General features: G+C 74.9%; 5 protein-coding genes. 1 reads left to right on the top strand and 4 read right to left on the bottom strand.

Annotated elements, in window-relative coordinates:
* Positions 1-15: 15 nt before the first annotated feature.
* The 3 genes from AC3ET4_RS14730 to AC3ET4_RS14720 form a co-directional block, all read right to left on the bottom strand.
* Positions 16-1,539: a hypothetical protein gene (locus AC3ET4_RS14730; protein WP_431949243.1), complete on the bottom strand. Its 1,524-nt coding sequence runs from the start codon at positions 1,537-1,539 to the stop codon at positions 16-18.
* Between the two features lie 99 nt (positions 1,540-1,638).
* Positions 1,639-3,921 carry a bifunctional glycosyltransferase/CDP-glycerol:glycerophosphate glycerophosphotransferase gene (locus tag AC3ET4_RS14725; protein ID WP_431949241.1) on the bottom strand — a complete coding sequence of 761 codons (2,283 nt, stop codon included), beginning with the start codon at positions 3,919-3,921 and terminating at the stop codon, positions 1,639-1,641.
* A gap of 39 nt (positions 3,922-3,960) precedes the next feature.
* Positions 3,961-7,632, bottom strand: a complete 3,672-nt coding sequence (locus AC3ET4_RS14720) for a bifunctional glycosyltransferase/CDP-glycerol:glycerophosphate glycerophosphotransferase (protein ID WP_431949239.1) — start codon at positions 7,630-7,632, stop codon at positions 3,961-3,963.
* Positions 7,633-7,769: 137 nt separating this feature from the next.
* Between AC3ET4_RS14720 and AC3ET4_RS14715 the strand changes: the two genes are divergently transcribed.
* A complete protein-coding gene (locus AC3ET4_RS14715; protein ID WP_431949237.1) occupies positions 7,770-9,869 on the top strand; it encodes a bifunctional glycosyltransferase/CDP-glycerol:glycerophosphate glycerophosphotransferase in 2,100 nt (699 codons plus the stop codon).
* A 142-nt stretch (positions 9,870-10,011) separates the two neighbouring features.
* On the opposite strand, the gene AC3ET4_RS14710 is transcribed toward AC3ET4_RS14715, so the two are convergent.
* Positions 10,012-12,225: a bifunctional glycosyltransferase/CDP-glycerol:glycerophosphate glycerophosphotransferase gene (locus tag AC3ET4_RS14710; RefSeq protein ID WP_431949235.1), complete on the bottom strand. Its 2,214-nt coding sequence runs from the start codon at positions 12,223-12,225 to the stop codon at positions 10,012-10,014.
* Positions 12,226-12,307: the final 82 nt, after the last annotated feature.

Below are 12,307 nucleotides of genomic sequence, written 5' to 3'. Positions count from 1 at the left end.
GCCGCGTGGCAGGGCTCAGCCGACCCGGTACAGCCGCTCGCCCGTGCGCGGGCTCCGGTCGACCTCGACGCCGCCCGGCGGGGCCGGGTCGCCGGGCCCGGTCATGACCCACGTCACGTCGTAGCGGCGGGCGATGGCCAGGCGCTGCTCCGCCGGTGTCGCGGGGGAGAGGTAGGCGCGCACGTCGTCCTCGCGCCGCCGGCGCTCGGCCGCCGTCGTCGAAGGGTCCGGCCAGGCGGGGGAGACGAGGAACACCCCGTAGGCGGGCATGACGTGCTGGGGGTCGTAGCCGCCGGTCAGCAGGACGTCCCCGGCGGCGACGTGCGCCCCCGCCCACTCGTAGCTGGGCCAGCCGTTCAGCCGCTGCAGATGCAGCGCGGGCGGTACGTAGCGGGCCGGGACGACCGCGCCGGCCTGCGCCAGCAGCCCCGCGCAGGCCGCCGCCGCCGCCAGCGGGGCCAGCACGGTGCGCAGCGGCGTCCACGGCGGGGCCTGTGCGAGTTCCACCGCCAGCGCGAACTGCAGCGGCACCAGCAGCAGTCCGAAGATCCGGCCGAAGGAGTAGGAGCCGCTGAGCCACCCGTACGCGGCGACCGCGCAGTCCGCGGCGAACATCAGCACCAGCGGGTCGAAGCGGTTGTGCCGCAGCCGCCACAGCAGCGCCGGAAGCCCGGCCAGGGCCAGGCCGTACCACTGCCACAGGTCCGCGTACAGCCGCCGGTGGACGTCGTCGACGGTGGGGTCGCCGAGCAGCGCGGAGATGCTGAAGTACGGCCACCAGGCGGCGACCGCGAAGGCGACCGCGGCGGTCAGCGCCCACCGGCCGAGGACCCCGGCGGCGACCGGGGTGCGCTGCATGCCGATGACGAGGGCGACCACGCCGATGACGGCGCCCATCGCCGTGAAGGGGTGCACCAGCAGCACCGTTCCGATGAGCAGCCCCAGGGTGGCGTGCAGCCACGGACCGGCGGCGCCGCGCCGGGCCGCCCGGGCGGTGAGCGCCCACACCCAGAACGTCACGCCGACGGCGAAGGCGCTGGGATAGGTCAACCCCCGGATCATCGACTGCAGGCCGAGGAAGCCGCTCCACTCCTTGTGCTGCGGCCCCCACAGCAGGACGAACGCGGCGAGCGCGAGCACCGGCGCCCAGCGCCGGTCGCTCAGCACGCGGGTGAAGGCGCCGATGCCGGTGACGATCAGCGCCAGGTTGACCGGGCCGCACCCCTTGAGCAGCTGCCAGCCGGGGACGCCCGTCAGCTTCGACAGCAGTCCGAGCGCCACGGTGTACGGGGTGAAGTAGGGGCTGCCGGCGCCCGGCAGGTCGAGCAGCGGATTGGCCGGGTGCAGCCAGTCGGCGGCGATCCGCTCGACGGCGGCGGCGTGCTGCCCGAAGTCGGAGGCGATCGGCGACTGCCAGGTGCGGTAGGCCACCACCGCCCAGAAGAGGGTGCCGAGGATGAGGTACGGCGAGGGCCGGCGCACCTGCCGCAGCTCGTATGCCTGGGTCCGCCAGTCCCGCTGGGTCAGCACGCCGGTCACCGAAACCCTCCCGGACGTCGTCGGCTCGTCACGTCGTCCTCTCGATGCTTGATCTCCACGGCCGGGGCTGCATCCCGGCGGGGCCCGTACGGGGCGTCGCTAGGGCTTCGCGGCGGCCTTCCGCTGCCCGGAGCGCCGTTCGCGCGGCGCGGCGCCGGCCAGGAGCGCGGGAGCGGGGGCCGGGGTGCGGTCCTCGAGGGGTACGACGGGCAGCGGCTCGGTCTCGCCCAGGAAGAGGCGCCGGACGACGCGCTCGGCGGCCCGGCCGTCGTCGAAGGCGCAGAAGCGGCGGCGGAACGCCTCCCGCAGCAGGGCCGCCTCGGGGCTGTTCCAGGCGCCGTCGCGGAACACGGCGATCAGTTCGTCGTCGCTGGTGGAGACCGCGCCGGGGGTCTCGCCCGGGGCGCCGGACAGCAGGTCGAAGTAGACGCCCCGGCTGGCCCGGTAGACCGGCCAGTCGTCGGCGTGGATGACGATGGGGCGGTCGAGGACCGCGTAGTCGAACATGATCGAGGAGTAGTCGGTGACCAGGGCGTCGGCGGCCAGGCACAGCTGCTCGACCGAGGGGTGCCGGGAGACGTCGACGAGCAGTCCCTCCTCGTGCAGCGCCCGCAGGCGGGCGTCCTCGCCGTGGAAGTAGTGGATACGGGTCAGCAGGACGAAGCCCTCGCCGAGGGCGCGGCACAGCCGCTCCACGTCCAGCCGGGGCACGAAGCCGCGCTGGTAGTCGCGGGTCGTCGGCGCGTACAGGACCGCGATGCGGCCCGGGGCGATGCCCAGCTCCGCGCGGGCGGCGGCGACCTCGGCGGCGCCCGCGGTCAGGAGGACGTCGTTGCGCGGGTAGCCGGTCTCCAGGTGCTGCCAGGAGGAGGGGTAGACGCGCTCCCAGATCTCGCTGGAGTGCGGGTTGGCGGACAGGCTGTAGTCCCAGCGGTCCACCCGTTCCAGCAGCCGGCGGAAGCTCATGCCCCTGGCGGAGGCCGGATAGCGCTGCTGGTCCAGGCCCATCTTCTTCAGCGGGGTGCCGTGGTGGGTCTGCAGGTGCACGCTGCCGGGCCGTTTGCGGACGTCGTTGGGGAAGTTGACGTTGCTGATCAGGTACGTGGCGCGGGCCATCAGCCGCCAGTAGCGGCGGGTGCGCGGCACCACGTGGTCCACGCCCTCGGGCACCCGGGCGACGTCGGACTTGCGGACCAGCCACACGCCGTGGACGTGGGGGGCGATCTCGCGCGCCTTGTGGTAGATCGCGGCCGGGTTGCAGAACACCCCGCGGTCCCAGTACGCCGAGTACACCGCGAGATGGGGGTCGAGCGGCCGCCGCAGGTGGTAGGCGTACAAGACGGCCTTGGCCCGGTCGGCGACGTGCCGGCGCAGCCGCCGCCTGCGCCGGGCCAGCTCCTTGCCGGCGGTGCGCGGCACGTCGCCCAGCCGGGCCAGCAGCCAGCTGCCGCGGGCCAGCCGCCGGTAGCCGAGGGCCTTGTCCGCGGGCGGCTCGAAGTGCTCCGGCAGGTGGCGGGCGTACCAGCGGGCCGCGAGCCGGAAGAACTCGCCGCGCAGCCGCGGCGGGATCCGGTCGGGGTTGCCGAGGCAGAACAGGAAGTGGCTGACGGCCCGCTCGAACAGCATCGGCCGCAGTGGCGCGAGGTGTTCGCGGCCGGGCGCGTCGAGGAAGTCGAAGAGCCGGGTGTACTGGTCGAGGATGACGAAGTGGCCCCGGCCGGGGCTGCGGGTGCTGGCGCCGCTGCGCCGCTGCCGGTACTCCAGCACCGGCCGGGCCAGGCAGGAGATCCGCTCGGCGCTGAGCATCGTGACGTAGGAGACGAGGGCGTCCTCGTAGATGCCGTCGCTGAAGGAGAAGCCGTGCCCCTGGTAGAAGGCGCGGCGGTAGACGCGGTTGGAGGTCATCGCGAACAGCCGGAGGAACTCCGGGCGTTCGGTGATGCGGAAGACGTCGGTGCCGGCCGAGGCGAGCAGCTGCCCGAACAGGCTCTTCTCGACGCCCTCCCACCAGTAGGTGCGCACATGGTCGAAGTAGAGGATGTCCGGGTCGCCGTCCTGCTTGAGGCGTTCGGCGACGGCCTCCAGGGAGCCGGGTGCGAGGGTGTCGTCGCCGTCGAGGAAGAGCAGGTAGTCGCCGGTGGCCCGCTCGGCGCCGGTGTTGCGGGCCCGGCCCACGCCCCGGTTCTCCTCGTGGTGCAGCGCGATCACCCGGGAGTCGCGGGCCGCGTACTCGTCGAGGATGCGGCCGCTGTGGTCCGGCGAGCAGTCGTCGACCGCGATCACCTCGAGGTCGGGCAGCGACTGCGAGAGCACCGAGTCGAGGCAGGCGCGCAGATAGCCCTGCACCCGGTGGACCGGGACGATGACGGAGAAGCGGGGCATGGGGATCCTGGGTCTTCGCGGGGTCGGTGGCGGCGGGGGTCAGTGGCGGTCGGGTACGAGCAGCCGGTCGACGGCGCGGGCCGCGGCGCCGCCGTCGTCGAGGGGGCAGAACGTCGCGCGGAAGTGGGCGTACGCGTCGGCGCTGTGCCGTGCCACGGCGTCCAGGTCGCGCAGCGCGCCCGCCAGTTCGGCGGTGGACTGCAGCAGCGGACCGGGGGCCTGGGCCTCGAAGTCGGGATAGAAGCCGCGCAGGGTGTCGCGGAAGTGGTCGAGGTCGGGGACGAGGAAGAGCATCGGCCGGCCGGTGTTGGCGAAGTCGGCCGCCGGTGACGCGTAGTCGGTGACCAGGACGTCGGCGAGCAGCATCAGCTCCGCCACGTCGGGGTGGGAGGACACGTCGCGCACGAAGTCGCCGTCGCGGACGCGGTCGGCGACCAGGGGGTGGGAGCGGAAGAGCAGGACGTGGTCGGCGCCCAGGGCGCGTTCGGCCTCCACCAGGTCCAGGTGGGGCGACATGCGGTAGTGCTCGGCGTCGTACGCCAGGTCGTCACGGCGCGTCGGCGCGTACAGCACGACGGTGCGGCCCCGGGGGATCCGCAGCCGGTCGCGCAGCGCGGCGGCCGTCTTGTCGCGGTCGTCGGCGAAGAGCACGTCCGTGCGGGGCAGCCCCGTCTCGGCGACCGGGCCGTCGTAGCCGAGGGCGGCGCGCAGCAGCGGGGTGCTGTACGCGTTCGGCGACAGCAGCAGGCTCCACTGGACGCCCGGGTCGCGGGGAGGGCGGGGCAGGTGCACCAGGTCCGCGCACAGGGTGCCGGCGAGGTCCCGGCCGGTCCGCTTGAGGGGGGTGCCGTGCCAGGTCTGCAGCACGGTCTGGTCCGGGCGGCGGGTGAACCACTGCGGCAGATGCGTGTTGGTGACGATGTAGCGGCAGCGGCCGAGCGCCTCGTACCAGGCGGCGCTGTGCAGCACGATCGGCCGCGCGGTGGCCGGCGGCGGAGCCTGGCCGTCCCTGACCACCCACAGGTGCTCCAGGCCGTCGGCGGCGCGGCGGCGCAGCAGCTCCTCGTGGACGGCGCGCGGCGAGTCCCCGTACGCCCGGCCGTCGAAGGCACTGTAGAGGACCGCCTCGCGCCGCGGGAGGCCGCGGGTGCGGGGGTGGTGCACCTCGCGCAGCACCCGCTGCCGGTACGGGCCGCGCTGGGGTTCCGGCACCGTGGGCCGGGCGTCGAGGAACAGCCGGTCGTGGAAGCGGCGGTCGACGCAGAAGGACTTGCCGCCCGCCTCCGCCGCCATCGGCAGGGCCTCGAAGACCCCCGGCGCCACCCGCACGGGGGCCTCCGCGCCGGCTCCGTCGCGCAGGTACAGGTACCACCGGCCGGCGGGCAGCGGCACGGTGCCGGCGAGGGACTCCAGCGCGCCGGGGCGCAGGATGGCCGTGAAACGGCGCCCTTCCAGCGGGTCCGGACCCTCCTGACCGGCGTGCGGCAGCGACGGGATGGCGCTGGGCGGCGTGGGGGAGCCGGGCCGGCGTCCGGGCGCGCCGTCGGCCTGCACCGGGACGGCGTGCTCCACGCGGTGGGTGCCGTGGCGCAGCACCAGTTCGGCGGGGCCGGGCGCGCAGCCGGGGGCCAGGCGGCCGGCGACGACCAGCGCGCTCTCGGCGGTCCAGCCGATGGCGTCGGCGACCGGCTGGGGGGTGCGGTCGCGCAGCACCAGCTTGCCCGAGGCCTTCGCCTCGACCAGCAGCCGCCGCGGCGTCCCCCCGAGGCGGGGGTCGATGCCCAGGTCGTAGTGGCCTGGGGGCGGCGCTCCTTCGACGTGGACGGGATCGGCGTGCCCGGGGCGCAGCAGCGCGACGTCCCAGCTGTCGGTGTCCTCGGGGCGGATCTCCTTGGGCCCGGCGTCCAGCGCGGGCCGGGCGGCCGCCAGGTCGGCGAGGGGCACGCGGGCCCGGCGGACGCCGTCGTCCGCCTCCCCGCGGGCCGGGGGCTCCAGGGGGTACTCCAGCACGGTGGGCGTCGCGGAGTGCGTCAGCCGCACCGCCGACGCCTCCGGCGCGCCGGTGAAGTCCAGCTCGACCGCGGTGCCGTCGGCGGTCGCCCGGTGCCCGGTCAGCCGCCGGACCTGCGGTTCCACCGCCAGGTGCAGCCGTCCCTGCCGGTAGTACGGCACCAGCCGCATGCCGCCGGCGGTCGCGTACGACGGCGGGGACGCCCCCGAGCCGGCGTCGGCGGCGCGCAGGCCCGCCCTGCGGATGACCCCCTTGGCCGCGACGATCACTCCGAGCCGCCAGCGGCCGGCCCGCGGTTCGCCCTGGCGGAGGCCGGTGGTCAGCCGCGCCGGATCGATCGCGATCTCGAAGCCGGACCAGTCGTAGCAGTGTTCCTCCTGGCGCGAGTTGAGGGTGGCGGCGGGCTCCTGACGGATCCTGACCGGCAGCAGCACCACCTTGGCCCGGCGGCCGCGGCCATGGACGGCGACGGCGGTGATGTGCGCGGCGCCCTTGCGGTCCGCGTCGATGTTGCGCAGGTAGGCATAGCCGCGCAGGACGAGACGGCCGTTCTCCCGCACCACCTCGCGCACCCGGGCCCGGACGGGGAAGTCCGAGCGCCGCAGCCGGGCCGCCGCGGCCGGCAGGGCGATCCGGCCGCCGTCCGCTCCGCGCAGCACCGCCCGCTTGCGCAGCGGCGGGCCGGCGACGGCGAAACCCGCGGAGTTGCGCTGCTCGTGGTCGAGCACCGCCAGCAGGTCGTCGAGGCGGTCCTTGGCGATCAGATGCCACTTGATGCGCAGCCCGGCGGGCAGTTCCGGGAAGAGGCCCGGGTCCACACGGGTGAGCCAGTCGCGGCAGCGCTCCATGAAGACCCGCCGGTACTCGGGGCCGGCCAGCGGCAGGGCGTCGATGAAGTACAGCAGGTCGTCGGTGAGGACCGAGCGGTCGTAGGCCCGCTTGAAGGGGGTCCACGGGGTGCGGGCCGGGTCGGCGAGGAAGCGGCTGACGTGGTCGACGGCGGCGATCCGGTCGCGTACGCCCTTGACGTCGGTGCGGCGCCTCGTGATGGAGCCCTCGCGGATCCTCCAGTAGTAGACGTGCTCGTGGCAGACGTCGACGGCGTCGGCGAGGAAGTGGGCGGGGATGGTGAGGGGGGTGTCCTCGTAGAGCACGCCCTCGGGGAAGGCGAGGCGGTGGCGCTCCCAGAAGGAGCGGCGGAAGACCTTGTTCCAGGCGACGCGGTCCGACAGCAGGGACAGGTCCTGGGTGATGTGGGTGCCGGTGACGGTGCGGGTCATGTCCCGGTGCTGCCAGGCCTGGCTGCGGCCGTCGGCGGTCAGTCGCCACACGTTGCCGGTCGCGAAGTCCGAGCCCGAACCGTCCAGCAGCCCCACCAGCTTCTCGTAGGCGCGCGGCGGCAGGATGTCGTCGCTGTCGAGGAAGCACAGGTACTCGGTGCGCGGGTCGGCGTGCCGGGTGCCGGTGTTGCGGGCGTGGCCCAGGCCGCCGTTGTCCTGCCGGACGAGGCGGAAGCGGGGGTCGCGGTCGGCGAAGCGCTGGGCGATCCTCGGGCCGGAGTCGGTGGAGCCGTCGTCGACCATGACCACGTCGAGGGCGTCGAAGGTCTGCGCGGCGACCGAGCGGAGGCACTCCTCGAGCCAGCTCTCGACGTTGTGCACCGGAACGACGACCGTGAGGCGGGGGGTGCGCGAGACCATGGTGACGTGGCCCTTTCCGGACGAGGGCGACAGGGGGGCGAGGGGTTCAACTCGTGATCGCCTCCTCGGTCACCTCGCCTGCGCCTTTCGGGTGACCTGCCGGGCGCCGGGGGCCGGCCCTGCATACGCTCGGCGCTATGCCTCGGTTCAGCGTGATCGTCCCGGTATGGAAGGCGCAGGGCTATGTCCGCGCGTGCCTGGAGTCGGTGCTCGGGCAGGGCTACGCGGACCTGGAGGTCGTCGCGGTCGACGACTGCTCGCCCGACGGTTCGGCAGCCGTCGTCGAGGAGGTGGCCGCCGCCGACCCCAGGGTGCTCCTGCTGCGGCAGCCCCGCAACGGCGGGCCCGGCCCGGCGAGGAACGCCGGAGCGGCCCGCGCCAGCGGCGACTACCTGCTCTTCCTCGACGCCGACGACCTCCTCGCGCCCGGCGCGCCGGCCGCGCTCGACGCGCGGCTGCGGTCCACCGGCGATCCGGAGGTGCTGCTCTTCGACCACGACCGGCTCGACGTGTGGGAGCACCGCGCGGGCAGCGGGGACGGCCCCTTCCTCCACTCCGCCGCCCTCGCCGGCCACGCCGCCTTCCGGGCCACCGAGCGCCCCGAGTGCCTGACCGTGTTCCCCGCCGCCTGGAACCGGGTGGTGAGGCGCGACTACTGGGCCGGTTTCGCTTTCGGCACCGGGCCCTACGAGGACGTCCCGGTGGCGTACGAGACACTGCTCGCCGCCCCGCGCATCGCCTGCCTGGACCGGGTCTGCGTCACCTGGCGCAGGCGCCGCCACGGCAGCTTCTCCAGCACGCCGGGCCCGCAGCACCTCGCCCTCGTCGACCGGTACGACGCCCTGCTGGCCCGGCACGACCTGCCGGTGCTGCGCGCCGAGCGGGAGCGGCGGCTGCGTGCCGTCCTGGACGACCCCGGACGGCTGCGCCCGCAGGACCGCGCCGCCTTCTTCCGCCGCGCGGGGCTGCCCGGCAGCTTCGCCGCCCACCGCGCGGCGGAGCTGCGCGCCCGGGCCGCCCGGCGGCTGCGCGTCCGCCGCAACGCGGCGGCGCGCGAGGTGTACCGCCGCTGGTACGCGCTGGAGCGGCGCCGCCCGCTCGACGACGGCCTGGTGGTGTACGCGGCGTACTGGAACAGGGGGGTGCTGTGCAGCCCCGCCGCGATCTACCGCAAGGCCCGCGAGCTCGCCCCGCACCTGCACGGGGTGTGGGTCGTCCGGCGCGGCGGGAGGGACGCCGTCCCCGAGGGCGTCGACGCGGTGGAGGTGAACTCGCGCCGTTACTGGGAGGTGCTGGCCCGCGCCCGCTTCCTGGTGAACAACGCCAACTTCACCGGGGAGGTCGTCAAGCGCCCGGGCCAGATCTATCTGCAGACCCACCACGGCACCCCGCTCAAGCACATGGGCATGGACCTGCGCGCCCACCCGGCGGTGGCCAAGGGCATGAGCTTCCGCCGCCTGCTGGAGCACGCCGACCAGTGGGACTACTCGCTGTCCGCCAACCCCCACTCCAGCGAGGTCTGGGAGCGGGTCTACCCCGGCGGCTACCTGACGCTGCCCACCGGCTATCCCCGCAACGACGCCTATTTCACGGCCGACGCCGGCGACGTGCGCCGCATCCGGGCGCGGCTGGGCATCCCGGACGGGGTCAGGGCGATCCTGTACGCCCCCACGCACCGCGACTACCAGCGGGAGTTCGTCCCGCAGCTGGACCTCGGCCGGCTGTGCCGGGCACTGGGCAGGGAGTACCTGGTGCTGGTCCGCGCGCACTACTTCTACCCCGGCACCGGCGCGGCGGAGCTGCCGGAAGGAGCTCTGGACGTCTCCGCGCACACCCCGCTGGAGGAGTTGTGCCTGGCCTCCGACGCCCTGCTCACCGACTACTCGTCGCTGATGTTCGACTATGCGGCCCTCGACCGCCCGATCGTCGTGCACGCCGCCGACTGGGAGGTCTACCGGGCCGCGCGCGGCGTCTACTTCGACCTCGTCTCCGGCCGCCCCGGCGAGACCCCGGGCGTCGTCGCCCGCGACGAGGCCGCCATCGCCGGCGCCTTCCGCACCGGCGCCTGGTCCTCCCCCGAGGCGGCCGAGCTGCGCGCGGCCTTCCGGGCCCGCTTCTGCCCCTGGGACGACGGGCGGGCGGCCGAGCGCGCCGTACGCCGCGTGCTGCTGGGCGAGCGCGAACTGCTGCCCGTCCTGAAGCCGGACGAGCGCACCCCCGCCCCGCCCCCGGGGTGAGCCTGCGGCGCTCCGCGGGGCGCGCGTGCCCGTCCGGCTCCGGGCCGGGGCCGGGGACCTTTCGGGTGCGGCCGCGTGGCTCGGGCCTGCCGGGTCGTCGTAGGCCCGCGGGTCGGCGTCGTACGCGTTCCGGGCCCGGGCGTCAGGGGCGGGCCGGCGGGGCCGGGGTGCGGTGCTCCGGGGGGAGGACGGCGGGCTGGCCGCCGTCCTCGCCGAGGAAGACGCGGCGGACGACCCGCTCGGCGGCGTGGCCGTCGTCGTACGGGCAGAAACGGGCCCGGAACGCGGCGCGCGCCTGTGCCGCGCGGGGGTCGTGCCAGGCGTCCGTGGTGAGGACGGACAGCAGTTCGTCCTCGGTGCGGGCGACCGGCCCGGGGGCTTCGGCGGTGATGTCGACGTAGGCGCCGCGGGCGGCCCGGTAGGCCGTCCAGTCCTCGGCGTGGACGACGATGGGGCGGTCGAGGACGGCGAAGTCGAACATCAGGGGCGAGTAGTCGGTGACCAGCCCGTCCGCGGCCAGGCACAGCTCCTGCGCCGAGTGGTGGCCGGAGACGTCCAGCACGGTGTCCGGCAGCCCCTCGGGCAGCGAGGCGGTGCCGCCGTGACCGTACGGCGCGCGGTACAGGACGACATGCCCGGGGCCGAGTTCGCGGGCCAGCCGGCCCAGGTCGACGGGCGGGTGGAAGCCGAGGCGGTAGTCGCGGTGCGCGGGGGCGTACAGGATCGCCGTGGAGCCCGCGGGGACGCCGAGTCCGGCGCGGATGCGCCGTACGTCGTCGGCGTCGGCGCGCAGCAGGACGTCGTTGGCGGGCCGGCCGTGCTCCAGGGTGGTGTAGCCGGCGGGGTAGGCGCGTTCCCAGACGACCGTCGAGTGCGGGTTGGCGGACAGGCAGAAGTCCCAGCGGTCGATGTGGGCGAGCATCCGGGCGAAGTCCCGGCCCGCCGAGGCCGCCGGGTGCCCCTGGACGTCCAGGCCCATGCGGCCCAGCGGGGTGCCCTGATGGGTGTGGAGGTTCACCTGGCCGCGCCGCTTGCGGTAGGCGTGCGGGAAGTTGCGGTTGTTGACCAGGTAGGTGGCGCGTGCCAGCGCCGTCCAGTACGCCGGTGAGCCGGGCTGGAGCCGGCGTACGCCGCGCGGCAGGGTGTGGGCGTACGCCGGAGTCGTGATCCACGCGGTGCGGATGTGCGGGGCCAGGTCGCGGACGGCGGCCTCCAGCGCGGCGGGGTCGCCGGCGTAGCCGCCGTAGCGGCAGGCCGCGAAGACCGCGAGGTCCGGGTCGAGGGAGCGGCGCCGCTGGAGCCGGTAGTGCAGCCGCAGCACCGCCTCCCGGGCCGCCCGCGCGGAGTCCTTCGCCAGCCGCCGCAGCCTCCTGCGCAGCGAGTTGGCGGTGCGTACGGCGTCGAAGACCTGCCGTGCGCCGAGCCGTACGAGCAGCCGCCGGGTGCCGCCGGGGACGCCGTTGGGACGGGGGCCGGGCTCCTGCGGGCGGTAGCGGCGGAAGTGGACGCTGCAGCGCTGGAAGTAGACGCCTCGGGCCGAGCGGGGCAGCCGGCCGGGGGTGTTGTAGACCGCCAGCAGGTGGTCGGTCATCCGTCCGAAGAGGGCGGGCCGCCAGCCGTCGAGCGCCGGGTTGCGGTCGAGGAAGGCGAAGACCCGGTCGTACTGGTCGAAGATGTCGAAGTGCCGGCTGCTGGTGGTGCGCAGGATGCTGCCCCGGCGGCGCTGCCGGTAGTGCACGCACACCCGGTCGAGCACGGCGACGCTGCGGGCGGCGAGCAGCAGGGGGTAAGTCCAGGGCACGTCCTCGTACCAGCCGGGTGGGAAGGCGGCGTCGCGGCGCTGGACGAACTCCCGCCGGTACGCCTTGTTCCAGGCGACCGGCAGCAGCCGCAGCAGTTCGGGGCGGTCGTCGAGGGGGCCGGCCGGGCGGCCGTCCTGGGCGAGGAGGGCGGCGCGCTGGTTGCGCACGATGCGGCCGTCCCAGTAGGTGCGGGCGTAGTCGTAGACCAGCACGTCCGGTTCCGCGGTCTCCTTCAGGCGGTCTGCGAGGGCCTGTAGGGAGCCGGGGGCGAGGGTGTCGTCGCTGTCGAGGAAGAGCAGGTAGTCGCCGGTGGCCCGGGCCATCCCGGCGTTGCGGGCCGGGCCGAGGCCCACGTTCTCCTTCAGGTGCAGGGCGGTCACCCGGCGGTCGCGGGCCGCGAAGGCGTCGAGGATGGCGCCGCTCGCGTCGGGGGAGCGGTCGTCGACGGCGATCACCTCGAAGTCCGAGAAGCTCTGCCCGAGCACGGACTCCATGCACTCGTGCAGATAGGCCTGCACCTTGTGGACGGGCACGATGACGCTGAACCGGGGCAAGGCAGCACATCCGTAATGTTGGCTTACGCGGCGTATGTCCGTTATATCCCGTGCGTGCGCCGCGTACGGCGACCCGTCCGGC

The organism is Actinacidiphila sp. bgisy167, from assembly GCF_057707665.1.
Note: the sequence above shows the minus strand (reverse complement) of the source record. Positions and strands in the feature narration are given on the sequence as shown.